At 64.0% G+C, this 25,647-nt stretch carries 29 protein-coding genes and 1 tRNA gene; 25 read left to right on the plus strand and 5 right to left on the minus strand.

The window, feature by feature from the left end; translation table 11 throughout:
- The first annotated feature begins 19 nt into the window (after window positions 1–19).
- The 11 genes from hisB to tatC all read left to right on the plus strand — a co-directional run bounded on the left by hisB (window position 20) and on the right by tatC (window position 6,645).
- A complete protein-coding gene (hisB, locus tag B7G52_RS20770) occupies window positions 20–622 on the plus strand; it encodes an imidazoleglycerol-phosphate dehydratase HisB (RefSeq protein WP_096699608.1) in 603 nt (200 codons plus the stop codon).
- Between the two features lie 83 nt (window positions 623–705).
- Window positions 706–1,374 carry an imidazole glycerol phosphate synthase subunit HisH gene (hisH, locus tag B7G52_RS20775; RefSeq protein WP_170954830.1) on the plus strand — a complete coding sequence of 223 codons (669 nt, stop codon included), beginning with the start codon at window positions 706–708 and terminating at the stop codon, window positions 1,372–1,374.
- Window positions 1,375–1,467: 93 nt separating this feature from the next.
- Complete coding sequence (gene hisA / locus B7G52_RS20780) at window positions 1,468–2,208, plus strand: 1-(5-phosphoribosyl)-5-[(5-phosphoribosylamino)methylideneamino]imidazole-4-carboxamide isomerase (RefSeq protein ID WP_096699587.1); 741 nt, start codon at window positions 1,468–1,470, stop codon at window positions 2,206–2,208.
- A gap of 26 nt (window positions 2,209–2,234) precedes the next feature.
- Window positions 2,235–3,014 (plus strand): imidazole glycerol phosphate synthase subunit HisF, encoded by a 780-nt coding sequence (gene hisF / locus B7G52_RS20785; RefSeq protein WP_096699588.1) that lies wholly within the window; start codon window positions 2,235–2,237, stop codon window positions 3,012–3,014.
- 133 nt (window positions 3,015–3,147) lie between these two features.
- Window positions 3,148–3,543 (plus strand): phosphoribosyl-AMP cyclohydrolase, encoded by a 396-nt coding sequence (gene hisI / locus B7G52_RS20790; protein ID WP_096699589.1) that lies wholly within the window; start codon window positions 3,148–3,150, stop codon window positions 3,541–3,543.
- Window positions 3,544–3,553: 10 nt separating this feature from the next.
- Window positions 3,554–3,934: a phosphoribosyl-ATP diphosphatase gene (locus B7G52_RS20795; protein ID WP_096699590.1), complete on the plus strand. Its 381-nt coding sequence runs from the start codon at window positions 3,554–3,556 to the stop codon at window positions 3,932–3,934.
- Window positions 3,935–3,956: 22 nt separating this feature from the next.
- On the plus strand, window positions 3,957–4,328 hold the full coding sequence (locus B7G52_RS20800) for a hypothetical protein (RefSeq protein ID WP_096699591.1): 372 nt from the start codon (window positions 3,957–3,959) through the stop codon (window positions 4,326–4,328).
- 23 nt (window positions 4,329–4,351) lie between these two features.
- Window positions 4,352–4,726, plus strand: a complete 375-nt coding sequence (locus tag B7G52_RS20805; RefSeq protein ID WP_096699592.1) for a histidine triad nucleotide-binding protein — start codon at window positions 4,352–4,354, stop codon at window positions 4,724–4,726.
- Between the two features lie 298 nt (window positions 4,727–5,024).
- A complete protein-coding gene (gene tatA, locus B7G52_RS20810; protein ID WP_096699593.1) occupies window positions 5,025–5,267 on the plus strand; it encodes a Sec-independent protein translocase subunit TatA in 243 nt (80 codons plus the stop codon).
- 43 nt (window positions 5,268–5,310) lie between these two features.
- Window positions 5,311–5,790 (plus strand): Sec-independent protein translocase protein TatB, encoded by a 480-nt coding sequence (tatB, locus tag B7G52_RS20815; protein WP_096699594.1) that lies wholly within the window; start codon window positions 5,311–5,313, stop codon window positions 5,788–5,790.
- Between the two features lie 54 nt (window positions 5,791–5,844).
- Window positions 5,845–6,645 carry a twin-arginine translocase subunit TatC gene (tatC, locus tag B7G52_RS20820; protein WP_096667141.1) on the plus strand — a complete coding sequence of 267 codons (801 nt, stop codon included), beginning with the start codon at window positions 5,845–5,847 and terminating at the stop codon, window positions 6,643–6,645.
- 69 nt (window positions 6,646–6,714) lie between these two features.
- Here tatC and B7G52_RS20825 read toward each other — a convergent pair whose 3' ends face one another.
- Complete coding sequence (locus B7G52_RS20825) at window positions 6,715–7,869, minus strand: S1C family serine protease (protein WP_096667143.1); 1,155 nt, start codon at window positions 7,867–7,869, stop codon at window positions 6,715–6,717.
- A gap of 237 nt (window positions 7,870–8,106) precedes the next feature.
- Here B7G52_RS20825 and cysK point away from each other — a divergent pair, with 237 nt between their 5' ends.
- On the plus strand, window positions 8,107–9,030 hold the full coding sequence (cysK, locus tag B7G52_RS20830; RefSeq protein WP_096699595.1) for a cysteine synthase A: 924 nt from the start codon (window positions 8,107–8,109) through the stop codon (window positions 9,028–9,030).
- Between the two features lie 240 nt (window positions 9,031–9,270).
- On the plus strand, window positions 9,271–10,053 hold the full coding sequence (locus B7G52_RS20840) for a Nif3-like dinuclear metal center hexameric protein (RefSeq protein ID WP_096699597.1): 783 nt from the start codon (window positions 9,271–9,273) through the stop codon (window positions 10,051–10,053).
- Window positions 10,054–10,066: 13 nt separating this feature from the next.
- Here the strand turns inward: B7G52_RS20840 and B7G52_RS20845 are convergent, their stop codons facing one another.
- Window positions 10,067–11,359: a GGDEF domain-containing protein gene (locus B7G52_RS20845; RefSeq protein ID WP_141397517.1), complete on the minus strand. Its 1,293-nt coding sequence runs from the start codon at window positions 11,357–11,359 to the stop codon at window positions 10,067–10,069.
- Between the two features lie 199 nt (window positions 11,360–11,558).
- Here B7G52_RS20845 and pdxA point away from each other — a divergent pair, with 199 nt between their 5' ends.
- Window positions 11,559–12,611 (plus strand): 4-hydroxythreonine-4-phosphate dehydrogenase PdxA, encoded by a 1,053-nt coding sequence (gene pdxA / locus B7G52_RS20850; RefSeq protein WP_096699599.1) that lies wholly within the window; start codon window positions 11,559–11,561, stop codon window positions 12,609–12,611.
- A 105-nt stretch (window positions 12,612–12,716) separates the two neighbouring features.
- On the opposite strand, the gene mscL is transcribed toward pdxA, so the two are convergent.
- Window positions 12,717–13,139, minus strand: a complete 423-nt coding sequence (gene mscL / locus B7G52_RS20855; protein ID WP_096699609.1) for a large conductance mechanosensitive channel protein MscL — start codon at window positions 13,137–13,139, stop codon at window positions 12,717–12,719.
- 232 nt (window positions 13,140–13,371) lie between these two features.
- Here mscL and petA point away from each other — a divergent pair, with 232 nt between their 5' ends.
- The 6 genes from petA to B7G52_RS20885 all read left to right on the plus strand — a co-directional run bounded on the left by petA (window position 13,372) and on the right by B7G52_RS20885 (window position 17,797).
- Window positions 13,372–13,995, plus strand: coding sequence for a ubiquinol-cytochrome c reductase iron-sulfur subunit (gene petA / locus B7G52_RS20860; RefSeq protein ID WP_096699600.1), 624 nt, complete (start codon window positions 13,372–13,374; stop codon window positions 13,993–13,995).
- Between the two features lie 74 nt (window positions 13,996–14,069).
- A complete protein-coding gene (locus B7G52_RS20865) occupies window positions 14,070–15,470 on the plus strand; it encodes a cytochrome bc complex cytochrome b subunit (RefSeq protein ID WP_170954831.1) in 1,401 nt (466 codons plus the stop codon).
- 19 nt (window positions 15,471–15,489) lie between these two features.
- Window positions 15,490–16,257, plus strand: coding sequence for a cytochrome c1 (locus B7G52_RS20870; protein WP_096699610.1), 768 nt, complete (start codon window positions 15,490–15,492; stop codon window positions 16,255–16,257).
- An 87-nt stretch (window positions 16,258–16,344) separates the two neighbouring features.
- The gene (locus B7G52_RS20875; RefSeq protein WP_096667159.1) at window positions 16,345–16,956 is read left to right on the plus strand and encodes a glutathione S-transferase N-terminal domain-containing protein; all 612 of its coding nucleotides are present in this window, start codon (window positions 16,345–16,347) and stop codon (window positions 16,954–16,956) included.
- 222 nt (window positions 16,957–17,178) lie between these two features.
- Window positions 17,179–17,709, plus strand: coding sequence for a ClpXP protease specificity-enhancing factor (locus B7G52_RS20880; RefSeq protein WP_096699611.1), 531 nt, complete (start codon window positions 17,179–17,181; stop codon window positions 17,707–17,709).
- 12 nt (window positions 17,710–17,721) lie between these two features.
- A tRNA-Thr gene (locus B7G52_RS20885) sits at window positions 17,722–17,797 on the plus strand.
- Between the two features lie 112 nt (window positions 17,798–17,909).
- On the opposite strand, the gene B7G52_RS20890 is transcribed toward B7G52_RS20885, so the two are convergent.
- A complete protein-coding gene (locus B7G52_RS20890) occupies window positions 17,910–18,227 on the minus strand; it encodes a hypothetical protein (protein ID WP_096699602.1) in 318 nt (105 codons plus the stop codon).
- A 35-nt stretch (window positions 18,228–18,262) separates the two neighbouring features.
- Here B7G52_RS20890 and B7G52_RS20895 point away from each other — a divergent pair, with 35 nt between their 5' ends.
- The 5 genes from B7G52_RS20895 (at window position 18,263) to B7G52_RS20915 (ending at window position 24,879) form a co-directional block, all read left to right on the plus strand.
- Window positions 18,263–19,243 carry a M23 family metallopeptidase gene (locus B7G52_RS20895; protein WP_096699603.1) on the plus strand — a complete coding sequence of 327 codons (981 nt, stop codon included), beginning with the start codon at window positions 18,263–18,265 and terminating at the stop codon, window positions 19,241–19,243.
- A gap of 135 nt (window positions 19,244–19,378) precedes the next feature.
- Window positions 19,379–22,144 carry a preprotein translocase subunit SecA gene (gene secA, locus B7G52_RS20900; protein ID WP_096699604.1) on the plus strand — a complete coding sequence of 922 codons (2,766 nt, stop codon included), beginning with the start codon at window positions 19,379–19,381 and terminating at the stop codon, window positions 22,142–22,144.
- Window positions 22,145–22,181: 37 nt separating this feature from the next.
- Window positions 22,182–23,423, plus strand: coding sequence for a bifunctional glutamate N-acetyltransferase/amino-acid acetyltransferase ArgJ (gene argJ, locus B7G52_RS20905; RefSeq protein ID WP_096699612.1), 1,242 nt, complete (start codon window positions 22,182–22,184; stop codon window positions 23,421–23,423).
- Between the two features lie 17 nt (window positions 23,424–23,440).
- Complete coding sequence (locus tag B7G52_RS20910; protein ID WP_096699605.1) at window positions 23,441–24,412, plus strand: ATP-binding protein; 972 nt, start codon at window positions 23,441–23,443, stop codon at window positions 24,410–24,412.
- Window positions 24,409–24,879, plus strand: coding sequence for an NUDIX domain-containing protein (locus B7G52_RS20915; protein WP_096699606.1), 471 nt, complete (start codon window positions 24,409–24,411; stop codon window positions 24,877–24,879). The genes B7G52_RS20910 and B7G52_RS20915 overlap by 4 nt, the downstream gene beginning before the upstream one ends.
- A 118-nt stretch (window positions 24,880–24,997) precedes the next feature.
- Here the strand turns inward: B7G52_RS20915 and B7G52_RS20920 are convergent, their stop codons facing one another.
- Entirely contained in the window at window positions 24,998–25,594 is a 597-nt protein-coding gene (locus B7G52_RS20920) for a lytic transglycosylase domain-containing protein (protein ID WP_240523564.1), read from the minus strand.
- Window positions 25,595–25,647 lie beyond the last annotated feature (53 nt).

Here is a 25,647-nt window from a genome sequence, read left to right on the forward strand (position 1 = left end):
CACCCCCACCGCCACCGCCATGGCGACCCTTGCCCCGAGAACGGCCGAAGTCTCGCGCAACACCGCCGAAACCCAGATCACCGTCAAGCTCAACCTCGACGGCACCGGCCAGGCCAGGCTGTCCACCGGCATCGGTTTTTTCGACCACATGCTGGACCAGATCGCCAGGCATGGCCTGATTGACCTGGACATCCAGGCCAAGGGGGACCTGCACATCGACGGCCACCACACGGTGGAAGACGTGGGCATCACCCTGGGGCAGGCCGTGGCGCAGGCCGTCGGCGACAAGAAGGGCCTGCGCCGCTACGGCCACGCCTATGTGCCGCTGGACGAGGCGCTGTCGCGCGTGGTCATCGACTTTTCAGGCCGGCCCGGGCTGGACATGCATGTGCCTTTCAAGAGCGGCATGATCGGCACCTTCGACAGCCAGCTGGCTTACGAGTTCTTCCAGGGCTTTGTGAACCACGCCTTTGTGACCCTGCACATTGACAACCTCAAGGGCGACAACGCGCACCACCAGGCCGAAACCGTCTTCAAGGCCTTTGCCCGTGCCCTGCGCATGGCGCTGGAGATCGATCCCCGGTCGGTGGGCGTGATTCCCTCGACCAAAGGCTCGCTGTAGGCTGATTCTTATATGTTTTTGCCCTCCAGCCTTTGCTGTACTTGCGCAGACAGCTATAAAAACAGTAGCAAACTTCCGTCCTGATGGCCAAATTCAAGAAAATCGCGGTGGTGGACTACGGCATGGGCAACCTGCGCTCGGTGTCGCAGGCGGTCCAGCATGTCACGGCCGACAGCGGTTTCGAGGTGGTCGTGACCTCCAGCGCGCAGGACGTGCTGGACGCCGACCGCGTCGTGCTGCCCGGCCAGGGCGCGATTGCCGACTGCATGCACGAACTGCAGGCCTCGGGCATGCTGGAGGCGGTGCTGCAGGCGGCCGCCAGCAAACCGCTGTTCGGCGTCTGTGTCGGCATGCAGATGCTGCTGGACCACAGCGCGGAAGGACGGGGCGGCGAAGGCACGCGCGGCCTGGGCCTGATTCCGGGCGAGGTGCTCAAGTTTGACCTGGCCGGCCGGCTGCAGCCCGACGGCAGCCGCTACAAGGTGCCGCAAATGGGCTGGAACCAGGTCTACCAGTCGGTGCCGGTCCATCCCTTGTGGGCGGGTATCCCCGATGGCTCCTGGTTTTATTTCGTGCACAGCTTTTACGCGCGCCCGTCGGATGCGCGCCACACCGCGGGCGAGGCCGACTACGGCGCGCGCTTCACGGCGGTGGTTGCGCGCGATAATATTTTCGCCACCCAGTTTCACCCCGAAAAAAGCGCAGACCAGGGGCTGGCCCTGTACCGCAACTTCCTGCACTGGAATCCCTGACTCACTACCCGGCATGCCTGCCCCCGTCCCAGCCCATCCCTGCAGCACCGCTTTCCTCACGTCTTACTTTCATCCACCGTTGCCTCATTGCCCATGCTACTCATCCCCGCGATTGACTTGAAAGACGGCCATTGTGTGCGCCTCAAACAGGGCGATATGGACCAGTCCACCATCTTCAGCGAAGACCCGGCCGCCATGGCGCGCAACTGGGTCGACAAGGGCGCGCGCCGCCTGCACCTGGTGGACCTGAACGGGGCCTTTGCCGGCAAACCGAAAAACGAAGCGGCCATCCGCAAGATCCTGGCCGAAGTGGGCAGCGAAATCGACGTGCAGCTGGGCGGCGGCATCCGCGACCTGGACACCATCGAGCGTTACCTCGACTCCGGCCTGCGCTACGTGATCATCGGCACGGCGGCGGTGAAAAACCCCGGCTTCCTGCAGGACGCCTGCACGGCTTTTGGCGGCCACATCATCGTCGGGCTCGACGCCAAGGACGGCAAGGTCGCCACCGACGGCTGGAGCAAGATGACCGGCCATGAAGTGGTAGACCTGGGCAAAAAATTCCAGGACTACGGCGTCGAATCCATCATCTACACCGACATCGGCCGAGACGGCATGCTCACCGGCATCAACATCGAGGCCACCGTCAAGCTCGCGCAGGCGCTGACGATTCCCGTGATCGCCTCGGGCGGCCTGTCCAACATGGCCGACATCGAGGCGCTGTGCGCGGTGGAAGACGAAGGCGTCGAAGGCGTGATCTGCGGCCGCTCGATTTACAGCGGCGACCTGGACTTTGCCGCGGCCCAGACCAGAGCGGATGAGTTGAACGGCTGATCGACAGCCCTTATCCATCGATCAGCATGCTCGCTAAACGAATCATTCCTTGTCTTGATGTGACCGGCGGCCGCGTGGTCAAGGGGGTCAACTTTGTCGAGCTGCGCGACGCTGGCGACCCGGTGGAAATTGCCGCGCGTTACAACGAGCAGGGCGCCGACGAGCTGACCTTCCTGGACATCACGGCCACCAGCGACGGGCGCGACCTGATCCTGCACATCATCGAGGCGGTGGCCTCGCAGGTGTTCATTCCGCTGACGGTGGGCGGCGGCGTGCGCACCGTGGACGACGTGCGCCGGCTGCTCAACGCCGGGGCCGACAAGACCAGTTTCAATTCGGCCGCGCTGGCCAATCCGCAGGTGATTGAAGACGCCTCCGGCAAATACGGCGCGCAGTGCATCGTGGTGGCCATCGACGCCAAACGCCGCTCCGACGACGAGGCGCTCACACGCGGTCCGGGCTGGGACGTGTACAGCCACGGTGGCCGCAAGAACACCGGGCTGGATGCGGTGGCCTGGGCGACCGAGATGGCCCGGCGCGGCGCCGGCGAAATCCTGCTGACCAGCATGGACCGCGACGGCACCAAGTCCGGCTTCGACCTGGCCTTGACCCGCGCCGTCAGCGACGCGGTCAGCGTGCCGGTGATCGCCTCCGGCGGCGTCGGCAACCTCGACCACCTGGCCGACGGCATCCAGCTCGGCGGCGCCGACGCCGTGCTGGCCGCCAGCATCTTCCATTACGGCGAATACACGGTGCAACAGGCCAAGCAGCACATGGCGGCCCGCGGCATTCCGGTACGGTTGTAACCCCCGTCGGACGCTCACTGCGTGTAGCGCCTTCCCCCTGCTGGGTCGATATCTGCGGTCCAGCGGAGCCGGTCCAGCGATATCCTGGCTTGGGAAATCTCTGAAGCCTCTCCAAATCCATGACAATTGGCGCATGACTCAAAATTGGTTAGACGACATCCAATGGGACGACAAGGGCCTGATCCCGGTCATCGCGCAGGAAGCGTCCAGCGGCGACGTGCTGATGTTCGCCTGGATGAACCGCGAGGCGCTGCAGAAGACCGCCGAACTTGGCCAGGCCGTGTATTTCAGCCGTTCGCGCGGGCGCCTGTGGCACAAGGGCGAGGAGTCCGGCCACCTGCAGACCGTGCACGAGATCCGGCTGGACTGCGACAACGACGTGATTTTGCTGAAGGTCACGCAGCTCGGCCATGAACCCGGCATTGCCTGCCACACCGGGCGCCACAGCTGCTTTTTCAGCGTTTACAAAGGCGGGCGATGGGTGGTGACCGAGCCGGTCCTCAAAGACCCGACAACCATTTACAAGTGAGAAGTAATCCATGACTTCCAACGACTCCCTGCAGCGCCTCGCGCAAATCATCGAAAGCCGCAAGCCGGCCCGCGGCGGCGACCCGCAAACCAGCTACGTGGCGCGTCTGCTGCACCAGGGGCCGGACGCCTTCCTGAAGAAAATCGGCGAAGAGGCCACGGAGACCGTGATGGCCGCCAAGGACATGGACCACGGCGGTGCCACGCCCGAACTCAGCGCCCGGCTGGTCGGCGAAGTCGCCGACCTGTGGTTTCACAGCCTGATCGCGCTGGCGCATTACGGCCTGTCGCCGGCCGACGTGATTGCCGAGCTGGAGCGCCGCGAAGGCACCAGCGGCATCGAGGAAAAAGCCCTGCGCAAGGTGCAGGCCCGCGAAGCGACGGAAAAATAAAACGAAGCAAGAAAGGGAAACCATGAGCGAGACCGACCTGGCCGAATTCGACACCAAAAACCCCAACGACCGCGTCGTCATGCATGTGCTCTACGGCCTGCACACGCTGGCCTGGTTCAGCGGCGGCGTTTTTGCGGTGATTGCGCTGATCGTCAACTACATCCGGCGTGGCGAAGAGTCCGACGCGCTGTACATCGACCACCACAACTACATGATCCAGACCTTCTGGTGGACACTGATGTGGCTGGTCCTGCTGTCGCCGCTGTGGCTGCTGCTGGTCCTGCCGGGCGCCATTGCCTACGGCATCGTCTGGCTCTGGTACCTGTACCGCTGCGTGCGCGGCTGGATGCGTTTCAACAGCCACCGGCCTGCGCGCAGCGTGTCCTCCCTCTGACCCCTTTCCCGCAAGAGCCTTCCATGAGCCCGTCCAGTACACATGCCCCCGATAACTGCATTTTCTGCAAGATTGCCGCCGGTCAGATCCCCAGCCGCAAGGTCTATGAAGACGACGAGATTTTCGTTTTCCACGACATCAACCCCTGGGCGCCGGTGCATTTCCTGATGATCCCGAAGGTGCACATTGCGTCGCTGGCGCAGGTCGGGCCTGAACATGCGGCCCTGCTGGGCCGCATGATGGTGCTGGCCCCCCAGCTTGCAGTGGCGCAGGGCTGCAACCCCTACCCCGACGGCGGCTTCCGCATGGTGAGCAACACTGGCGCGGAAGGCGGGCAGGAAGTGCACCACCTGCACATCCACGTGATGGGCGGCCCGCGGCCCTGGTTAAAAGGTTAGCCCCCACGCTCCGCCGCTGCGCGGGTCGCTGCCCCCCGAGGGGGCGCTGCGCCTGCGGACCGGCCCTTCGACAGGCTCAGGACAGGCCGAGGCCGGTTCCGCGGCCCCGGTTGACTTAAAGAGCCCTCCGTTCGTTGGAAGGGTAAATGCCCACTTGCAGCCGCCGGACCGGGCCCCAATTAAGGCAGGCGTGTTGCCAGGGTGGTCAATGGGGGTCATTCCCGTCCATCCCCCTGACAAGGCCTTTAGAATGGACACAATGTTGTGCAAGCTTGCAATTAAAGTTTAGGAGAGAACCATGGGCTCATTTTCCATTTGGCACTGGCTGATCGTGCTGTTGATCGTCGTGATGGTGTTCGGCACCAAAAAGCTCAAAAACATGGGCGGCGACCTCGGTGGCGCCGTCAAGGGCTTCAAGGACGGCATGAAAGAAGGCGGTCAAAGCGCCGCCGATGCCAAGGACACCCCGCCCGGCCAGGTCAGCCACGCCCAGACCACCGACAAAGCCACGATCGACGTGGAAGCCAAGCAGAAGTCTTGACGCGCAGTGTTTTCCTCTTGGCGGTCTACCGGGCTGAACGGCATTGATTGATCTAGGCATTTCAAAAATCGCATTGATAGGCGCTGTGGCCCTGATCGTGATCGGCCCGGAAAAACTGCCGCGCCTGGCGCGCACGGTGGGCACCCTGCTGGGCAAGGCGCAGCGTTACGTGGCCGACGTCAAGCAGGAAGTCAACCGCTCGATGGAGCTCGACGAGCTCAAGAAAATGAAGGAAACGATGGAGGGCGCCGCGCGCGACGTCGAAAACTCCATCCAGACCAACGCCAGCGATTTCGAGAAATCATGGGCCGAAACCACCGGCACGGCCGCCAGCGACGAGCTGCCCGGCATGATCAGTTTTCCCGAGTACAAACACCCGAAAAAGAACTGGCGCCTCAAGCAGGGCGCCACGCCGCAGTGGTACAAGGCCCGCTCCGGCACACGCACGCGCGCACTGTCGGGCGCGGCCCGTGTGGCACGTTATCGTCCCCGCTCCGGCTCTTCCTCCGGGCGCAATGCCTGATCTTTCTTTCCCCGCGCTCCTCCCGGCGCCACCCCATCAGCGCAAACACCCCTCATGAGCGACCCCAACACCGACAAGCCCGACGAACTCGCGGGCACCGAGCAGCCTTTCGTGCAGCACCTGATGGAGCTGCGCGACCGGATGATCAAGGTGGTCATCGCCATTGGCGTCTGTGCCGCCCTGCTGGCGCTGTACCCCGGCCCCGGCGCGCTGTACGACCTGCTCGCGGCGCCGCTGGTGGCAGCCCTGCCCAAGGGCGCCACGCTGATCGCCACCAACGTGATTTCGCCGTTTGTAGTGCCGATCAAGATCCTCTTCATGGCCGCTTTCATGATCGCGCTGCCGGTGGTGCTGTACCAGGTCTGGGCCTTTGTCGCCCCGGGCCTGTATTCGCACGAGAAAAAGCTGGTGATGCCGCTGGTCATCTCCAGCACCTTGCTGTTTTTTATCGGTGTGGCCTTTTCCTACTATTTTGTGTTTGGCCAGGTCTTCAGCTTCATCCAGAGCTTTGCGCCCAAGTCGATCACCGCCGCACCGGATATCGAGGAATACCTCAACTTCGTGCTCGGCATGTTCCTGGCGTTCGGCCTGGCGTTTGAGGTGCCGATCGCGGTGATCCTGCTGGTGCGCATGGGGGTGCTCACCGTGGCGCAGCTGCGCGAATACCGCGGTTATTTCTGGGTGATCGCCGCGATTGCCACCGCGCTGGTCACGCCGCCCGACGCGGGCTCGATGATCATCCTGCTGCTGGTGGTCGGCAGTCTGTACGAGGTCGGCATTGTGGCCGCGCAGATGTTCGCCAAACACACCAAAAAACCCGACACCGACAGCGACACCGAAGCTGCCAAGCCCTGAGTAAAAAAGGCCCGCAGCCCTTGCCTATAGGGCGCAGGCAGCTCCTGAATGAATAGCGGTTGAGGCGTTTTAACGCTGGATTTTAGGCCGCTGCCGGGTCCCTGGCACCACCGCGATTTCCGTTTTCTTGTCCTTGCGCAGGACCCCCAGCGGTGCCGCCACGCCAGGCTTGAGGCCCGCCACCGCGCTCAGCAGTTCGGTCACGGTGCGGACCGGCTTGCCTGCCACGGTGGTGATCACGTCGCCCGGCACGATGCCGGCCTGCGCGGCCGGGCCGTTTTGCAGCACACCGGTGATGATCACGCCGCCCGCGCCCAGTGCCTCCGGCTTGATGCCAAAGGTCTCGGCCACCTCAGGGCTCAGGTCCTGCGGCTCCACGCCTATCCAGCCGCGCGTGACCTGGCCGTCCTTCACGATGCTTTCGAGCACCTGCTTGCCGGTGGACACCGGAATGGCAAAACCGATGCCCATGGAGCCGCCCGAACGCGAATAAATCGCGGTGTTGATGCCGAGCAGCCGGCCCTGGGTGTCGACCAGCGCGCCGCCGGAATTGCCCGGGTTGATGGCGGCGTCGGTCTGGATGAAGTTCTCGAAGGTGTTGATGCCCAACTGGTTGCGGCCCAGCGCGCTGACAATGCCGCTGGTGACGGTCTGGCCGACGCCGAAGGGGTTGCCGATGGCCAGCACCGGGTCGCCGACCTGCAGGGTGTCCGAGCTGCCGAGCACGATGACCGGCAGCTTGTCGAGTTCGATTTTCAGGATCGCCAGGTCGGTTTCAGGGTCGGTGCCTATGATTTTCGCCTTGGCCTTGCGCGTGTCGTTGAGGATGACTTCGATGTCGTCCGCCCCTTCGACCACGTGGTTGTTGGTCAGGATGTAACCGCTGGGGCTGACGATCACGCCGCTGCCCAGCCCGACCTGCGGTTCGTTTTGCCCGCCCTGGTCGCCAAAAAAGAACTTGAACCAGGGATCGTCCATGTTCGGGTTGCGTGCTGCCGCCTTGCTGGTGTTGATGCTGACCACCGCCGCCGACGCCGACTTGGCCGCCGCGGCAAAGCTGCCGGCCGGTGCCGGGGCGCCCGGCAGGCCGGCTGGCGCCTCGATCACCGCCACCGCGCCCATGCCGGGCCGGTTCAGCCACTGGGGCTTGAGCGTGGCCACGACAAAGTAGGCGGCCAGGAAAACCGTCACGGTTTGGGAGAACAGAAGCCAGAATTTGCGCATGGGTGGGTCCAGAAGGAAGCGGCCGGGAAGACAGAAAAAACAAAAAAAGCGGCTGGGCAGGAAAGTTGGGGGCCGACAGGGAATTACCAAGAGTTGCGATTTTCCCCCACTTTGCAGGGGGCGCGGCCGGCCGGCGGTCTATGTCCTGCGCGCAGCGGTGGGAGAGGCCATAATTTGCAGCAGCCCGGCGTCCGCGCAATCGCTCCGGTTCCGGGCCAACACACAAGGAATTCCGCCATGAAAGCTGCCAGCGTCCTCGCCACCATCGGCCATACACCGCACATCCGGATCAACCGGCTTTTTGGTGCGGCCTGCCAGACCCACCAGATCTACATCAAGTCCGAGCGCAGCAACCCGGGCGGCTCCATCAAGGACCGCATTGCGCTGTCCATGGTGGAAGCGGCCGAGCAGTCGGGCGCGCTGAAGCCGGGCGGCACCATCATCGAGCCGACCTCGGGCAACACCGGCGTGGGCCTGGCCATGGTGGCGGCCGTCAAGGGCTACACGCTGGTGCTGGTGATGCCTGACAGCATGAGCATCGAGCGGCGCCGCCTGATGCTGGCCTACGGCGCCAGTTTCGAGCTGACGCCGCGCGAAAAAGGCATGAACGGCGCGATTGCCCGCGCCAGGGAGCTGGTGGCGCAAACACCGGGCGCCTGGATGCCGCAGCAGTTTGAAAACCCGGCCAACATCGAGGTGCATGTACGCACCACGGCCGCAGAAATCCTGGCCGACTTTCCGGACGGCGTGGACTACCTGATCACCGGGGTCGGCACCGGCGGCCACCTGAGCGGCGTGGCGCAGGTGTTGAAGAGCAAATTTCCGAACACCAAGGTTTATGCGGTGGAACCGTCGGCCTCGCCGGTCATCAGCGGCGGCAAACCCTCGCCGCATCCGATCCAGGGCATAGGTGCGGGCTTCATTCCGGCCAACCTGAAAACCAGCCTGCTGGACGGCGTGATCCAGGTCGAAGGGGATGCCGCCAAGGACTATGCCCGCCGCAGCGCGACCGAAGAAGGTCTGCTGGTCGGCATTTCGTCAGGCGCCACGCTGGCGGCCATTGCCCAGAAGCTGCCCGGCATCGCAGCGGGCAGCACCGTGCTGGGCTTCAACTACGACACCGGCGAGCGTTACCTGTCGATCGAGGGTTTTCTGCCTTGAGATCAGCCCCCACGCTCCCCACTTCGTGTGGTTCGCGAGGCCTTGCAGGCCGCGGCTCGCGAGACGCTTCGCCTCTGTCGCCTGTCCAAACCTGCTCAAGCAGGTTTGGAGCCGCAGGCTCCAGCCCCTCGGGGGCGCTGCGCCTGCGACCCGGCCCTTCGACAGGCTCAGGACAGGCCAAAGCCGGTTCCGCGGCCCCGGCTGAAAAAGAAATTTCGGCGCTGCGTCTGGTTGTCGGCCATGAATCCCGATAGCGCCGCCATTGCGCCGCGCGCGCTGCTGCTGTCGGCTTTCGACCAGTTGCTGCAGCCCGAGGGTTTCAAGGACTACGGGCCGAACGGTCTGCAGGTCGAGGGCAAGGCGGAGGTGCGCAAGATCGTCTCCGGCGTCACCGCCAGCCTGGCGCTGATCGAAGCGGCGGTTGCCGCGCAGGCCGACGCGATTTTTGTGCACCATGGCCTGTTCTGGCGCGGCCAGGACGGACGCGTCACCGGCTGGATGAAACAGCGGCTGGCGCTGCTGCTGGCGCACGACATCAATCTCTACGCCTACCACCTGCCGCTCGACGCCCACCCCGAGCTCGGCAACAACGCGCAGCTGGGCCTGCAGCTCGGGCTGAAGGCCGAGCGTTATTTCGGCGAGAACAAGCTGGGTTTCCTGGGCGGGCGCAGCGGCGCCGTCGAAGGCTTTGACAGCGCCGACAGCCTGGCGCTGCATGTAAAAAATGCATTAAATCGGCCTGTTACCCTTGTTGGCAGGGCGCCGGAAGCTATTAAAAACATAGCATGGTGCAGTGGCGGCGCGCAGGGCTACTTCGAGAACGCGATTGCCGCCGGGGCCGACGCCTTCATCACCGGCGAGATCTCCGAGCCGCAGGCGCATTACGCGCGCGAAATGGGCGTGGCTTTCATCGCCTGCGGCCACCATGCGTCCGAGCGTTACGGCGCGCCCGCGGTGGCGGCGCACGTGGCCGCGCAGTTCGGGCTGGCGCACGAGTTTATCGACATCGACAACCCGGCCTGAGCGCCGGGTGCGGTCAGGCCGGCGTCCTGCGGGGCCGGGCGCCGTGGCCGTTGCGTGCGTGGTGCGGCCGTCCCGAGCGCATGGCATGCCAGCTCGCGCCGAGCTGGGCATTTTCCACCGGCACGGCCTGGCGGCTGATCTCGTCGAGCAGGGCGGCGCGTGAGCGCATGCCGCGTGCGGCCGCAGCCATTTCCTCGGCCTCGTGCAGCAGCTGGGCCACGTCCCGGCCCGCGCCTGTCAGATGGACCATGCCGACGCTGATGTCGGCACTGATCCTGATGCGCTCGCCGTTCAGCGCGCTGATCTCCAGCGGCCGCCGCAGGCTGGAGGCCACGCGCAGCCCCAGGGTGCGTATCCAGCCGGGCGAATGCAGGCTTTCGATCAACACCACAAAACAGCGGTCGTAATAACGCCCCGCGGGGTTGACGACGCCGGTGTGGCGCTGCATGCGCCGCGCCAGCTGCGCGTAAATCTCGTTGAGGCCGTGCTGGCCCACCTGGTCGAGCAGCCGCTCGGGCTCGAACACACGCACCGCCATGATCGCCCCGTCGCGCCGGGTGCGCGCCAGCCGGCGCTGCGCACGCAGGATTTTCTGCACCAGCACGACACTGCTGTAAAGCTGGGTGGTGGGGTCGCGCCGCGACTGGCCGGCATGGCGGATTTCCAGGTCCTGGTGGTTGCGCAGCCACAGGGTCACGCCAATCACCGAGACGCTGAGCAAGCCAAGCAGGGCCACGCCGGCCTGCAGCAGGACCGAGGGCCGGCTGGTGTTGAGCGCCAGCCGGTACAGGCCGAGCTGCAGCGGCAGCGTCAGCAGACAGCCGGCTGCCAGCCCCCAGGCGAGCCGGTCGCCCTGCTGCGCCGCGCGCACGGCCAGCCACAACGCCACCGACAGGCTCAGCACGGTCAGCCCCGCCGAAGCTGGCAACTGCAGGCCTGGTGCCAGCAGCAGGCACAGCGGTCCGCCCGCCAGGCACAGGGTGCTGACAGCGCGAAAGCTGAGGTCGGTGAGGCGGTCGCGCCGGGCGGCGGCCAGCCACTGGCCTGCACCGTAAGTGCCCAGGCCCCCGCACAGGGGGCCGATCAGCACCTGGGCGGTATGCAGCCAGGACGCATCGGGGCTTGGCAGCATGGTTGTCGCCAGACCGCTGAGCAGCATGAAAAACAGCCAGCAGGCCGTGAGGTAAATCAGGCTTTGCACACTGGCGCGGCTTCGGCTGAATAGCGCGTCTGCCGCGCCGAGCAGGACCACCAGACCAATCGATCCCGCGGCGGCGCTCCAGATGATGGTTTCAGCCGTGTTCATGCCGCCTTCCGCCACGGCGCGGGGGCGCAGGCCAGGGTTTGCGCGAGAATACCGGCAGGATGCATGTCGTCGCTTTCCCCTGTTCAGTGGCCTTGCCGGCTGCCTGTCCGTCAGGTGGGCCGGCAAGCAGCTGGTGGGCACCGTGGTGAGCCAGCACCATGCAAACCATTATGAGACGTACAGACCGCCAGGGGAAGACATGCAGGACCTGAGAAACCGGCCGCTGGCCATCACCATGGGCGATCCGGCCGGGATCGGGCCGGAAATCATTGCCAAGGCCTTTCGCGACGCGCCGGCCGAACTGGCCGGCTGCGTGGTGGTCGGTGATGTCGCGAGCCTGCGCCGCGCCGCGCAGCTGGTGGGCGGCGGCCCGGCCCTGACCTCGCCCGTGGCCCAACTCGACGCGGCCAGCCACTGGCAGTCGGTGCCGCCGCGCTGCATTCCCGTGCTACAAAAATGTGAGCTTCCCGCGCCCGTGCCTTTTGGGAAAATCAGTGCTTTGGCTGGCAAGGCGGCGGCGGACTGCATTGTCTGGGCGGTCCGGGCGACCCTGGCCGGCGAATGCGCGGCGATGGTCACCGCGCCCATCCACAAGGAGGCGCTGGCCGCCGCCGGGGCGGCGTTTGCGCGTTTTCCCGGCCATACCGAGCTGCTGCAGGCCGAAGCCGCGGCTTTTCTCGGCAAGGACGTGTCCGCGCTGCCGGTGCGCATGATGCTGGCCAACGAGGAACTCAAGACCGTGCTGGTCAGCATCCACCTGTCCCTGCGCGAGGCGATAGCCGCCGTGACTTTCGACAACGTGCTGCAGACCCTGCGCATCACGCACCAGGCGGTGCGCAGTGCCTCGGGCGGCCGGCCGCGCATCGCGGTGGCCGGCCTGAACCCGCACGCCGGCGAGGGCGGCCTGTTCGGCCGCGAAGAGGTGGACATCATTGCGCCAGCGATCGCCAGAGCCTGGGAAGAGGGGCTGGATGTGAGCGGCCCCTTCGCCCCCGACACGGTGTTCATGAGGGCCCGCGCCCCGGCCGGGCAGGGCGGCGAGTTCGACGTGGTGGTGGCGATGTACCACGACCAGGGCCTGATCCCGGTCAAGTACCTGGGGGTGGAGCAGGGCGTCAATGTCACGCTGGGCCTGCCGCTGGTGCGCACCAGCCCGGACCACGGCACGGCGTTTGACATCGCCGGCACGGGCAGGGCCGATGCGTCCAGCCTGCTGGCGGCCATTCGCATGGCGCGGCAGTTGGTGGCCTGAACCGCTGCATTGCCCCAAAATTCAAGGAAAAAGCGCCTGCAGCCCGGAAGGGGTGGGCGCAGTAAGCTACCAATTCAATAGCAACTCTCTGCGCCAGGTGTGGGTTCAGCGGTTTTTCAGACTGTCGCGGATCTCGCGCAGCAGCACCACGTCCTCGGGCGGGGCGGCGGGTGCCGCCGGGGTTTCCTTTTTCAGGCGATTGATCTGCTTGATCATCAGGAAGATGATGAACGCCAGGATGGCGAAGTTGACCGCCACCGTGATGAAGTTGCCGTAGGCGAACACCGGCACGCCCGCTTTCTTCAAGGCATCCAGCGTCATGGCCGTGCCCGCGGGCACACTGCCCAGGACCACAAAAAGATTCGAGAAGTCGAGCTTGCCAATCACCGCGCCGACCAGCGGCAGGATCAGGTCGCTGACCACCGAGTCCACAATCTTGGCAAAAGCGGCGCCTATGATCACGCCCACGGCCAGATCGACGACGCTGCCCTTGACGGCAAATTCCTTGAATTCCTGCATCATTCCCATGACATGCTCCTTGTGTGGTTGCGAAACACCCGTCATTGTGCCCATGCGGCGAGGCAAGGGCGTAACGGTCCAGCTTCCGACGGTGCCACGCTCCGGTCCGGCCGATGTCGCAGCCGCGCTGTCGGAATGGGTCTGGCCGCTTGAAAATGCCATTCGCGCTCCGTTACAATCCCGGGTTGACCCCAATAAGCCCTCTTTCAAGTTTTTCAAGCCCTGTTCTTGTAGGACATCCATGACCCAAGCAAGCCTTAACGTGCCGCCCGGCGCACCGATTGACAAAGACAAAAGAAACTGGATCGTGACCACCTGCGCCGTCGGCGGTGCCGGTGTGGCCGCTGTCGCCGTGCCTTTTGTCAGCACTTTCCAGCCTTCCGAGCGTGCAAAAGCCGCCGGTGCTTCGGTGGAAGTTGATATTTCAACCATGAAGCCTGGCGAGAAGCTCACGGTGGAATGGCGCGGCAAGCCGGTCTGGATCGTCAGGCGCACGCCCGAGCAGCTGGCCGGTCTGGCCAAGCTGGACCCGCAGCTGGCCGACCCGAAGTCCGAGCGCAAGCCCGGCGAACTCACACCCGAGTACGCCCGCAACGAAAACCGCTCCATCAAGCCCGAATATTTTGTGGCTGTCGGTATCTGCACCCACCTGGGCTGCTCGCCCAGCGACAAGTTCACCCCTGGTGCCCAGCCATCGCTGCCTGACGACTGGGCGGGCGGTTTTCTGTGCGCCTGCCACGGTTCGACCTTCGACATCGCCGGCCGCGTCTACAAAAACAAGCCGGCGCCGGACAACCTCGAAGTGCCGCCTCACATGTACCTGTCAGATGCCAAGCTGCTGATTGGCGAGGACAAAAAAGCCTGAAGCTTTGCTGGACAACCCGTTGGCGCCGCGTGGCGCCCGCCAAGTCCCCCATCGAGTAGCAAATAGGATCCCTTATGGCTGAATTCAAAGAAATTTCCCCCGACGCGCCGGCTGCTGCCAGGTTGATGAACTGGGTCGACAACCGCTTCCCGGCCAGCAAGCTCTACAAAGAGCACATGAGCGAATACTACGCACCGAAGAACTTCAACTTCTGGTACGTGTTCGGCTCGCTCGCGCTGCTGGTGCTGGTCATCCAGATCGTCACCGGCATTTTCCTGACCATGCATTACAAGCCTGATGCCGCGCTGGCGTTTGGCTCGGTCGAATACATCATGCGCGACGTGCCCTGGGGCTGGCTGATCCGCTACATGCACTCGACAGGCGCATCGGCATTTTTTATCGTGGTCTACCTGCACATGTTCCGCGGCCTGCTCTACGGCAGCTACCGCAAGCCACGCGAGCTGATCTGGATTTTCGGCTGCGCGATTTTCCTGGCGCTGATGGCCGAGGCCTTCATGGGTTACCTGCTGCCATGGGGTCAGATGAGCTACTGGGGCGCCCAGGTGATCGTCAACCTGTTTGCCGCCATTCCCTTCATCGGTCCCGATCTGGCCCTGCTGATCCGCGGCGACTACGTGGTCGGCGACGCCACGTTGAACCGCTTTTTCGCCTTCCACGTGATCGCCGTGCCGCTGGTGCTCCTGGGTCTCGTGGTCGCGCACCTGATCGCGCTGCATGAAGTCGGCTCCAACAACCCCGACGGTGTGGAAATCAAGGCGAAAAAAGACGCCGCCGGCAAGCCGCTCGATGGCATTCCTTTCCATCCCTACTACACGGTGCACGACATCTTTGCGGTCAGCGTGTTCCTGATGATCTTCTCGGCCATCATCTTCTTTGCACCCGAGGCCGGCGGTTATTTCCTCGAATACAACAACTTCATCCCGGCCGACCCATTGAAGACGCCGCTGCACATCGCCCCGGTCTGGTATTTCACGCCCTACTACTCGATGCTGCGCGCCATCACCAGCCAGATGATGTATGCGCTGATTGCCTGCGTGCTGGCGGGTGCGGTGCTGGGTGTGCTCAAGGCAAAAATCGCCGCGCTGTTCAAGCTGGTGATTGTTGGCGCCGCCGTGGTGCTGATAGGAGCGATGCTGATGATCGACGCCAAGTTCTGGGGCGTGGTGGTCATGGGCGGCGCGGTCATCATCCTGTTTTTCCTGCCCTGGCTTGACAACAGCGCCGCCAAATCGATCCGTTACCGGCCCACCTGGCATTCGTGGCTGTACGGCATTTTTGTCGTCAACTTCCTGGTGCTCGGTTACCTCGGCATCAACCCCCCCTCATTGATCAACGAGCGTGTCTCGCAGGTCGGAACGCTGTTTTATTTCGGCTTCTTCCTGCTGATGCCCTGGTGGAGCCGCCTGGGCACTTTCCGGCCGGTTCCTGACCGCGTGACTTTTGCTGCCCATTGAGCCGGAGACTCCTGACATGATGAAGACACTGAAACAACTGGCTCTGGGTTTTGCCGTCGTGCTGGCGCTGGCCGGGACGGGCGCGCACGCGGCAACCACGGGCATTGCCTGGGACAAGGCGCCCAACAAGACCAACGACCTGGGCGCACTGCAAAACGGCGCCAAGCTGTTCGTCAACTACTGCCTGAACTGCCACTCCGCCGCGTTCATGCGGTACAACCGCCTGCGCGACATCGGCCTGACCGAGCAGCAGATCAAGGACAACCTGCTGTTTGCCACCGACAAGGTGGGCGAGACCATGAAGGCCTCGATCGACCCGAAGCAGGCCAAGGACTGGTTTGGCGCGAACCCGCCTGACCTGACCGTGATCGCGCGTTCACGCGCAGGCGCGGGCGGCACGGGTGCGGACTACCTCTACACCTACCTGCGCACCTATTACCGTGACGACACCACCGCCACCGGCTGGAACAACCTGGCGTTCCCCACTGTGGCCATGCCGCATGTGTTGTGGGAACTGTCGGGTGAGCGCAAGCCGCTGTACGATGAAAAGGAAGAGCACGGCCACAAGGTGGCGGTCTTCAAGGGCTGGCAGCAAGTGACACCTGGCACCATGACGAACCTGCAGTACGACCAAGCCATGGGCGACCTGGTGGGCTACCTGCAGTGGATGGCTGAGCCTGCACAGAACACCCGCGTCAGGGTGGGTGCCTGGGTGCTGCTGTTTCTGCTGGGTCTGACTTTTGTTGCCTGGCGCCTGAACGCGGCGTTCTGGAAAGACATCAAGTAATTTTTTTCGCCGGGGCTGGCTTCCCGGCACCTTCTGGAGTGGATGCCTTCAACGGTTCCACTCCTTTGCATTTAGGAGTTCCGAACCATGATGGTCCTTTATTCAGGCACGACCTGCCCGTTTTCGCATCGCTGCCGTTTTGTGCTGTTTGAAAAAGGCATGGACTTCGAAATCCGCGATGTGGACTTGTACAACAAGCCCGAAGACATCAATGTCATGAATCCTTACGGCCAGGTGCCGATTCTGGTGGAGCGTGACCTGATTCTGTACGAGTCGAACATCATCAATGAGTACATCGACGAGCGTTTCCCGCACCCGCAACTGATGCCCGGTGACCCGGTTGACCGTGCACGGGTTCGCCTGTTCCTGCTCAACTTCGAGAAAGAACTGTTCGTCCACGTCAGCACGCTGGAAGCACGCGCTTCCAAGGGCAACGAAAAGGCACTCGAAAAGGCCCGCTCACACATCCGCGACCGCCTGACGCAGCTGGCCCCCGTGTTCCTGAAAAACAAGTTCATGCTGGGCGACAACTTCTCCATGCTCGACGTGGCGATTGCGCCGCTGCTCTGGCGCCTGGACTACTACGACATCGACCTGTCGAAGAACGCCGCGCCCCTGCTCAAGTATGCCGAGCGCATTTTCTCGCGCCCGGCCTACATTGAGGCGCTGACACCGTCCGAGAAGGTCATGAGAAAGTAATGGCCCCCACGCTCGCCACTGCGTGTGCTTTGCGAGGCCTTGCAGGCCGCCGCTCGCCGGAGGCTTCGCTTCTGTCGCCTGTCCAAACCTGCGCGGGCAGGTTTGGAGCCGCAGGCTCCAGCCCCTCGGGGGCCGCTGCGCCTGCGGCCCGGCTAAGCCGGTTCCGCGGCCCCTGCTTGAAGGGACATGCCGCGCAGGTTCGAGTGCAATGTGGCTGATTTCATGAACGCACTGGACTCCACCTCCACGCGTCCGTACCTGATACGTGCGCTGTACGACTGGTGTACCGACAACGGACTCACGCCTTATGTGGCGGTGGCCGTGGATGAAACCGTGCAGGTGCCGCGTGAATACGTCAAGAACAACGAGATCGTGCTCAACATCAGTTTTGATGCCACGAGCTCGCTCAAGCTGGGCAACGACTTCATCGAGTTCAAGGCGCGTTTTGCCGGAAGTGCCCGCGAGATCATGGTGCCGATTGGCCGTGTGATTGCCATTTACGCCCGGGAAAATGGCCAGGGGATGGCGTTTCCGCTGGCGGCAGGGCCGTCGGTGGGCGTTTCCCAGTCACCGGTTCAGGCGGAAGCGCAGCCTGTCGCAACGGAGGCGGACCGGTCTGCAGCGGCAGAAGCGAAGATCGTACAATTGGTGCCAGCCAACAACACCTCTTCGGCGCGCGACGATGATCCGGACCCGCCCGAACCACCCAAGCCGCAACAAGGCAAGCGCCCTTCACTCACGCGCGTCAAGTAAAATAGAGTTTGTGCCGCTTTAGCTCAGTTGGTAGAGCAACCGCCTTGTAAGCGGTAGGTCGTCAGTTCGAATCCGACAAGCGGCACCATTCATTTTCTCCTGCCCCGGTCATGTGCCCAAGGGCGCGGCCAACTACCCGTTTGATAGCAGCCTGCCCAAGGCAGGTCAGGCCTTCGCCGTGTGCGGGGGCTGGTTTCCTGCTACTTTCGGCTGATTAGTATCTTCAACCGAATTGAGGTAACCTTCCAACCTTTGTCGATCAGGCGGGACTGGATCAGGGGCAGCAACTGGCGTACTTTGGCTGCAGCGGCATTGCTGCTGACCAGCAGGCACCATACCCCGTCTTCGATCGGACCGGCCTGAATCGCGGGGCGCAAGGCTTCAGGAATCAGGGACTCGACAGCCCTGAGCCTGTCGCTGGATTCCTGGACAAGCCCGGCCAGCCGCGCCAGCGATGGCGAGTTCTCGACAGCCTGGCTGAAAGTGACGGCCTGGTGAAGGCGGGGGCTGGAGTTCAAGGTTATCAGGCTCTGATTGTGAAGGAGACGAACACGTGCATTTGATTATCACGGATGCCTGGCTGGCGCAAAGCCGTGCCATTTATCTGAGCGGAACCAAGCTGGTGGTGGCGGGTTTTGTCGCGGCACTGGCATTGATGCTGGTGGCCGCGGGCATGTACCACTGGGTTTTCCTCAAGGGCGCGCGCGAAGGCTGGCCGGTGATCGGTGCCCTCGTCAAACTGGTGGCCAAGGACGAGTTCGAACAACGGGACCGCTTCATGCGGGAAAACCTCGACGCCATGGCCAAACGCCTGGGCGAAATGCAGGCCAAGATGATGCAGCTCGAATCGCTCGGGGAGCGGGTGTCGGGCCTGGCAGGTGTCAACCCCAGCGAGATCAGGAGCCAGCCCGGGCGCGGCGGTGCGCTGGTGGAAGGGCGTTCGCTGAGCATGGAAGAGCTGCAGGCGACCCTGGCCGACCTCGACAAATTGACGGATCAGCGCGTGGACCTCATGACCGTGATGGAATCCAGGCTGTTTGACCAGAAGATCAAGAAAATGATGGTGCCCACCCAGCAGCCGGTCGCGGGTGGCGTGCTGGGGTCGGCCTTCGGCTGGCGGATTGACCCGCTGAACGGGCGCTCCGCGCTGCACACGGGGCTGGATTTTCCGGCAGAACCCGGCACGTCGATTCTTGCCGCGGCGGGTGGCGTTGTGGTCACGCAGGAATACCACCCGGCGTACGGCAACATGGTCGAAATCGACCACGGCAACGACCTGGTGTCCCGTTATGGCCATGCGTCCAGGGTGATGGTCAAAAAGGGCGACCTGATCAAGCGGGGCCAGAAAATTGCCGAGGTGGGCACGACCGGTCGCTCGACCGGGCCGCACCTGCATTTTGAAGTGATGGTGCAGGGCGTGTTCCAGGATCCCCAGAAATTCCTGACGGCGGGCCAGAAACTGCCCGCGCCGATGGCGCTCGCCACTGTTCCGCCGTCCCCGGGACCGTCCGTTCAGTCGGTCCGGCCGAAGTAAGGGCGCGGCAGAGGTAAAATCGGCGCTTCGCGCGCAGTTGAAACCAGCTGGCAGCGCCCACACCTAAGTCGATACTCAATAAGGATTTCGGCCGCACTGCCCGCTCATGGGAGCTGTCAGCGCGGCCTCGCATTTATGGCTTCCAATATCCTGACCAAAATCTTCGGCAGCCGCAACGACCGCCTGCTCAAAACCTACCGCAAATCCATCGAGCAGATCAATGCGCTGGAAGCGCAACTGGAAGCCCTCGGTGATGAGCAACTGCGTGCCAAGACCCGGGAGTTCATAGACCGCCTGGCCAAGGGCGAGACCCTGGATGACATCCTCCCCGAAGCCTTTGCCGTGGTCCGGGAAGGCAGCAAGCGTGTCATGAAGATGCGCCACTTCGACGTGCAGATGCTGGGTGGCATGTCGCTGCACAACGGCAAGATTTCCGAGATGGGAACCGGCGAGGGCAAAACCCTGACGGCGACGCTGCCGGTCTACCTCAATGCGCTGACCGGCAAGGGCGTGCATGTGGTCACGGTCAACGACTACCTCGCCAACCGCGATGCCCGCTGGATGGGCAAACTCTACAACTTCCTGGGCCTGACGGTCGGCATCAACCTGCCGAACATGCAGCGCCCCGAGAAGCAGGAGGCCTACCGTGCCGACATCACCTACGGAACAAACAACGAATTCGGTTTTGACTACCTGCGCGACAACATGGTCTACGAAGTGGCCGACCGCGTTCAGCGCGGACTGAACTACGCCATCGTCGATGAGGTGGACTCGATCCTGATCGACGAAGCCCGCACGCCGCTGATCATCAGCGGCCAGGCCGAAGACCATACCGAGATGTACCTGGCCATCAACAAGGTGGTTCCCCTGCTGACGCGCCAGGAAGGCGAGGCCGACCCGCGTACCGGCGAGGGCATCATCAAGCCCGGCGACTTCACCCTCGATGAAAAGACCCATCAGGTGTTTTTGACCGAGCAAGGCCACGAAAACGCCGAACGCATCCTGTTCAGCCTGGGCCTGATTCCCGAAGGCGCCACGCTGTACGATCCGGCGAACATTTCGCTGATGCACCACCTGTACGCGGCCCTGCGTGCCAACCACCTCTACCACCGCGACCAGCACTATGTGGTGCAGGACGGCGAAATCGTGATCGTCGACGAGTTCACCGGCCGCCTGATGTCGGGTCGGCGCTGGAGCGAGGGCCTGCACCAGGCCGTCGAGGCGAAAGAGGGCGTGGAGATCCAGGCCGAGAACCAGACCCTGGCGTCGATCACCTTCCAAAATTACTTCCGCCTGTACGGCAAGCTGGCCGGCATGACCGGCACGGCCGACACCGAGGCCTACGAGTTCCAGGAAATCTACGGACTCGAGACCACGGTGATCCCGCCGAACCGGCCGAGCCGGCGCGAGGACCAGCTCGACCGCGTGTACAAGACCACGCGTGAAAAATACGAGGCGGCCATCAAGGACATCCGCGAATGCCACGAACGCGGCCAGCCGGTGCTGGTGGGCACCACGTCGATTGAGAACTCGGAAATCATCGACCAGCTGCTGGAAAAGGAAAAGCTGCCGCACCAGGTGCTCAACGCCAAGCAGCATGCACGCGAAGCCGACATCGTGGCCCAGGCCGGCCGCCCCGGCATGATCACGATCGCCACCAACATGGCCGGCCGTGGCACGGACATCGTGCTTGGCGGCAACGTGGAGAAACTCGTTGAGGCGGTCGAGGCGGACGAGTCGCTGGACGCCGGCGCCAAAGAGGCGGAGATCACGCGCCTGCGCGCGCAGTGGGCGCAGGACCACGAGCAGGTCAAGGCGCTCGGCGGGCTGCGCATCATTGCGACGGAGCGGCATGAGTCCCGCCGCATCGACAACCAGCTGCGCGGCCGCTCGGGCCGCCAGGGTGACCCCGGTTCCTCGCGCTTTTACCTGAGCCTGGACGATACGCTGATGCGCATTTTTGCCGGCGACCGGGTCCGCGCCATCATGGAGCGGCTCAAGATGCCGGACGGCGAGGCCATCGAGGCCGGCATCGTGACGCGCAGCATCGAGTCTGCCCAGCGCAAGGTAGAAGCACGCAACTTCGACATCCGCAAGCAGCTGCTGGAATACGATGACGTCGCCAACGATCAGCGCAAGGTGATTTACCAGCAGCGCAACGACATCATGGACGCGGCCAGCCTGGAAGGGCAGATTGCCTCCCTGCGCGAGGGCTGCTTCACCGACCTGGTGCGCCAGTACATCCCGGCCGAAAGCGTGGAAGAGCAGTGGGACATTGCGGGCCTGGAGAAAGTGCTGCGCGACGAATGGCAGATCGAGATCTCCCTGCACGACGAGGTCCAGGCGGCCAGCGCGATCACCGACGAGGACCTGCTGGAAAAGGTGACCGCCGCCGCCAATGCCGCCTTTGCCGACAAGGTCGAGAAAATCGGCGCGGAAAACTTCACCCAGTTCGAGCGCATCGTGCTGCTGCAGAGCATTGACTCGCACTGGCGCGAGCACCTGAGCTCGCTCGACTACCTGCGCCAGGGCATCCACCTGCGCGGCTACGCCCAGAAGCAGCCCAAGCAGGAGTACAAGCGGGAAGCCTTCGAGCTGTTCGGTCAGCTGCTCGACAGCGTGAAAAACGAAGTCACCAAATTGCTCATGACGGTCCAGGTGCAGTCGGGCGAGCAGCTCGGCCAGGCCGCCGAGGAGATGGAAGACCGGGCCGAGCGGATCGCCAACGTGACCTACACGGCGCCGACCGAAACCGGCGAGGTGGAAACCACGGTGGACGAGGAATCGCTGCGTTACAAGCAGGCCTTGCCGGCCGGCGCCGTGCCACGCGTGGGCCGCAACGACCCGTGCCCTTGCGGCTCGGGAAAAAAATACAAACTCTGCCACGGCAAACTCAATTGAGTTGCGCCCGTCGGCCTGCTTCTGGAGCCAAGACAACATGCCTGTGAACCTGCTTGCCACGCCTGCCGACCAGCTCCATCCCGTGCCCGGCGTGCGCTGGGGTATTGCCGAGGCGGGCATACGCAAGGTCGGCCGCAAGGACCTGTCGGTGCTGCTGCTCGATGAGGGCGCCTCGGTGGGGGCGGTGTTCACGCAAAACCGCTTCTGTGCTGCACCGGTGCAGATTTGCCGCGAGCACCTCGCCAGAAATGGCGGTCAGAGCCTGGGCATACGCGCGTTGCTGATCAACACCGGCAATGCCAATGCCGGCACCGGCGCAGACGGCCTGAGCCGGGCGCACGCCAGCTGCATTGCGTTGGCGCGCGAGCTCAATGTCGCGCCGGAGCAGATCCTGCCGTTTTCCACCGGTGTGATCATGGAACCGTTGCCGCACGACCGCATCGCCGCAGGCCTGCCCGCTGCACTGGCCGATGCCCAAGCCGACCACTGGGGCCGGGCCGCCGAGGCCATCATGACCACGGACACCGTGGCCAAGGCCTTTTCCAGTCGCATCACCCTGGGTGGCGTGCCCGTGACCATCACCGGCATCAGCAAGGGCGCCGGCATGATACGGCCCAACATGGCCACCATGCTGGGTTTCCTGGCGACCGACGCCTGTGTGGCGCAAGGCCTGATGGCGCAGCTGGCCAGCGAGCTGGCCGAAGGCTCGTTCAACCGCGTCACCGTGGACGGCGACACCTCGACCAACGACTCCTTTGTCGTGATGGCCACGAACCGCGCGAAGCATGCGCCCATCACCGCGCTGGACAGCCCCGAGGGCCAGGCCCTGAAGGCTGCCATGCTGGATATCGCAAAAAAGCTGGCGCAGGCGATTGTGCGCGACGGCGAGGGGGCGACCAAGTTCATCACCATCCGCGTCGAAGGCGGCAAGACCGGCGCCGAGTGCCGCCAGGTGGCCTACGCGATTGCGCATTCGCCGCTGGTCAAGACGGCCTTTTTTGCGAGCGACCCCAACCTCGGCCGCATCCTGGCGGCGGTTGGTTATGCCGGCATCGCCGATCTGGACCAGACACAAATCGATCTTTACCTGGACGATGTGCTGGTGGCCCAACACGGCGGCCGGCATCCGGGCTATGTCGAGGCCGACGGCCAGCGCGTGATGAAACAAAGCGAAATCACGGTGCGCGTGGTGCTGGGCCGCGGCCAGGCCGTTGACACGGTCTGGACCTGTGACCTGTCCTACGACTACGTCAAGATCAACGCCGACTACCGCAGCTGAGTGCTGCCCCCACCGACATGAACGAGAAATTTGAACGCCTGATGGCGCGTGCGGAATCCCTGCTGGCGCGCATTGAATCCGTGTTGCCGCAACCGCTGTCGGCGCCGGACTGGAGCGCCTCGGTCGCCTACCGCTACCGCAAGCGCAGCTCCGGCCATGGCGCGCTGGAGCCGGTGCGCCACATCGGCAACATGCGCCTCGCGGACCTCAAGGAAATCGAGGACCAGAAGGAAAAGATCCGGCGCAACACCGAGCAGTTCGTGCTCGGCAAGCCCGCCAACAACGTGCTGCTGACCGGCGCCCGCGGCACCGGCAAGTCCTCGCTGATCAAGGCCTGCCTCAACGCCTATTCGGCGCGCGGCCTGCGCCTGATCGAGGTCGACAAGACCGACCTGACCGACCTGCCCGACATCGTCGACGTGGTCTCCGGCCTGAGCGAAAAATTCATCGTGTTTTGCGACGACCTGAGTTTTGAGGAAGGCGAGCCCGGCTACAAGGCGCTCAAGTCCATCCTCGACGGCTCCATCGCCGCGGCCACGCCGAATGTGCTGATTTACGCGACCAGCAACCGGCGCCACCTGCTGCCCGAGTACATGACGGAGAACCTGACCTACAGCCGCAGCGAGGACGGCGAGGTGCATCCCGGCGAGGTGGTCGAGGAAAAAATCTCGCTGTCCGAACGCTTCGGCCTGTGGGTCAGCTTCTACCCGTTCAGCCAGGACGAATACCTGACCATCGTTGCGCAGTGGTTGTCGTCGTTTGGCGTGGGTCAGGAGGCGATCACCGCGGCCAAACCGGCATCGCTGGTCTGGGCGCTGGAACGCGGCTCACGCAGCGGCCGCGTGGCCTACCAGTTCGCCCGCGACTACGCCGGCCGTGACAGTGACCAGCGGCCCACCGCCGCAGCGCCCATCGCCGCCTACGAGCGACCCGGTGCCGCGGTTGCGGCGTCCGACCCCGGCGACCAGGCGGCTGATCACGCAACATGAGTGTGCTGATCGCCGACGGCGAGCGCCCGCGCGAGGGCGGCGCCGACCGCAAGGTGGTTGATGTCGCCGTGGGTGTGTTGCTGCGGCCGGACGGCGACTTCCTGCTGACCTCGCGCCCGCCGGGCAAGGTCTACGAGGGCTACTGGGAGTTCCCCGGCGGCAAGCTGGAGGCCGGCGAGACGGTGGAGCAGGCGCTGCGCCGCGAGCTTCACGAGGAAATCGGCATCACGATTGGCGCGGTGCAGCCCTGGAAGGTGGAGCTGGTGGACTATCCGCATGCGCTGGTGCGGCTGAACTTCTGCAAGGTCTTCGACTGGCGCGGCGAGCTGCACATGCGCGAAGGCCAGTTGTTTGCCTGGCAGCGCTTGCCGGTGGAGGTCAAGCCGGTGTTGCCGGGCACGCTGCCGGTGCTGTCCTGGTTCGCAGCCGAGCGCCAGTTTGCCGGCGCTACGCACGCCGCCGGTTGACCGGTTCGTTCACAGGCGGTCTTGAAGTGCTCTGTTATTGATAGCTGCCTGCGCTTTCTGAATAAGGGCTGGCGGAACTTTTAACTCGTAAATCCGGCTTGCCGTCGGGTTGTCGGGCTCAGGCCGTGAGTTCCCACTGTTTTCTCGCACCCAGCACCGCATCCGGGTAGGGCGCCTTGCCGCGCGAGCCGTTGTAGCGGCCCAGGCCCAGGAACAGGTCGCCCTTTTCCCGGTCCAGGTAGTGCCGCAGGATCACGCAGCCAAAGCGCAGGTTGGTCTGCATGTGAAACAGCTTGCCGGGATCGCCGTCGCCAATGACCCGGGTCCAGAAGGGCATGACCTGCATGTAACCCCGGGCGCCGACGCGGCTGACCGCAAATTTACGGAAGTTGCTTTCGACCTGGATCAGGCCCAGCACCAGCGCCACGTCCAGGCCGGCGCGTCTGCTTTCGTACCAGACCGTCTGCAGGAATTCCTTGCGGATCTGCCATTCCGGCTTTTTCTTCCTGAGCCGGTCGCTCATGGCGCCCAGCCAGCGCAGGTAGGCGAGGCGGCTTTCGGTGTCGCGAAATTCGGGCACTGGCGGCGCCTGGCTGGCGATGGCTGAACTCAGCGCCGTGCGAACCGAGTCGATCAGGGGTTCTTCGATCTGCGCGCCGGCCTGCGATTGCTCCGAAAAAAGGAGCATTCCCCCCGGAACGGAAAAGGATTGCAGGCACTTTCTTCTTGAAATTCCGGCAGCTGACGGGAGGGCGGGGGCCGCAGGGG

It is taken from the genome of Polaromonas sp. AER18D-145 (assembly GCF_002379095.1).
Taxonomy (GTDB): Bacteria; Pseudomonadota; Gammaproteobacteria; order Burkholderiales; family Burkholderiaceae_C; genus Polaromonas.

Excerpts from the sequence above, each read along its gene's own strand:
- tatA (WP_096699593.1), top strand. The coding sequence starts at position 5,025 with ATGGGCTCATTTTCCATTTGGCACTGGCTGATCGTGCTGTTGATCGTC.
- hisF (WP_096699588.1), top strand. The coding sequence starts at position 2,235 with ATGCTCGCTAAACGAATCATTCCTTGTCTTGATGTGACCGGCGGCCGC.
- mscL (WP_096699609.1), bottom strand. The coding sequence starts at position 13,139 with ATGGGAATGATGCAGGAATTCAAGGAATTTGCCGTCAAGGGCAGCGTC.
- petA (WP_096699600.1), top strand. The coding sequence starts at position 13,372 with ATGACCCAAGCAAGCCTTAACGTGCCGCCCGGCGCACCGATTGACAAA.
- B7G52_RS20875 (WP_096667159.1), top strand. The coding sequence starts at position 16,345 with ATGATGGTCCTTTATTCAGGCACGACCTGCCCGTTTTCGCATCGCTGC.
- pdxA (WP_096699599.1), top strand. The coding sequence starts at position 11,559 with ATGCAGGACCTGAGAAACCGGCCGCTGGCCATCACCATGGGCGATCCG.
- B7G52_RS20910 (WP_096699605.1), top strand. The coding sequence starts at position 23,441 with ATGAACGAGAAATTTGAACGCCTGATGGCGCGTGCGGAATCCCTGCTG.
- secA (WP_096699604.1), top strand. The coding sequence starts at position 19,379 with ATGGCTTCCAATATCCTGACCAAAATCTTCGGCAGCCGCAACGACCGC.
- B7G52_RS20845 (WP_141397517.1), bottom strand. The coding sequence starts at position 11,359 with ATGAACACGGCTGAAACCATCATCTGGAGCGCCGCCGCGGGATCGATT.
- hisB (WP_096699608.1), top strand. The coding sequence starts at position 20 with ATGGCGACCCTTGCCCCGAGAACGGCCGAAGTCTCGCGCAACACCGCC.
- B7G52_RS20915 (WP_096699606.1), top strand. The coding sequence starts at position 24,409 with ATGAGTGTGCTGATCGCCGACGGCGAGCGCCCGCGCGAGGGCGGCGCC.
- B7G52_RS20805 (WP_096699592.1), top strand. The coding sequence starts at position 4,352 with ATGAGCCCGTCCAGTACACATGCCCCCGATAACTGCATTTTCTGCAAG.
- B7G52_RS20880 (WP_096699611.1), top strand. The coding sequence starts at position 17,179 with ATGAACGCACTGGACTCCACCTCCACGCGTCCGTACCTGATACGTGCG.
- hisA (WP_096699587.1), top strand. The coding sequence starts at position 1,468 with ATGCTACTCATCCCCGCGATTGACTTGAAAGACGGCCATTGTGTGCGC.
- B7G52_RS20870 (WP_096699610.1), top strand. The coding sequence starts at position 15,490 with ATGAAGACACTGAAACAACTGGCTCTGGGTTTTGCCGTCGTGCTGGCG.
- B7G52_RS20795 (WP_096699590.1), top strand. The coding sequence starts at position 3,554 with ATGACTTCCAACGACTCCCTGCAGCGCCTCGCGCAAATCATCGAAAGC.
- tatC (WP_096667141.1), top strand. The coding sequence starts at position 5,845 with ATGAGCGACCCCAACACCGACAAGCCCGACGAACTCGCGGGCACCGAG.
- hisI (WP_096699589.1), top strand. The coding sequence starts at position 3,148 with ATGACTCAAAATTGGTTAGACGACATCCAATGGGACGACAAGGGCCTG.
- cysK (WP_096699595.1), top strand. The coding sequence starts at position 8,107 with ATGAAAGCTGCCAGCGTCCTCGCCACCATCGGCCATACACCGCACATC.
- B7G52_RS20800 (WP_096699591.1), top strand. The coding sequence starts at position 3,957 with ATGAGCGAGACCGACCTGGCCGAATTCGACACCAAAAACCCCAACGAC.
- B7G52_RS20825 (WP_096667143.1), bottom strand. The coding sequence starts at position 7,869 with ATGCGCAAATTCTGGCTTCTGTTCTCCCAAACCGTGACGGTTTTCCTG.
- hisH (WP_170954830.1), top strand. The coding sequence starts at position 706 with ATGGCCAAATTCAAGAAAATCGCGGTGGTGGACTACGGCATGGGCAAC.
- B7G52_RS20840 (WP_096699597.1), top strand. The coding sequence starts at position 9,271 with ATGAATCCCGATAGCGCCGCCATTGCGCCGCGCGCGCTGCTGCTGTCG.
- B7G52_RS20865 (WP_170954831.1), top strand. The coding sequence starts at position 14,070 with ATGGCTGAATTCAAAGAAATTTCCCCCGACGCGCCGGCTGCTGCCAGG.
- argJ (WP_096699612.1), top strand. The coding sequence starts at position 22,182 with ATGCCTGTGAACCTGCTTGCCACGCCTGCCGACCAGCTCCATCCCGTG.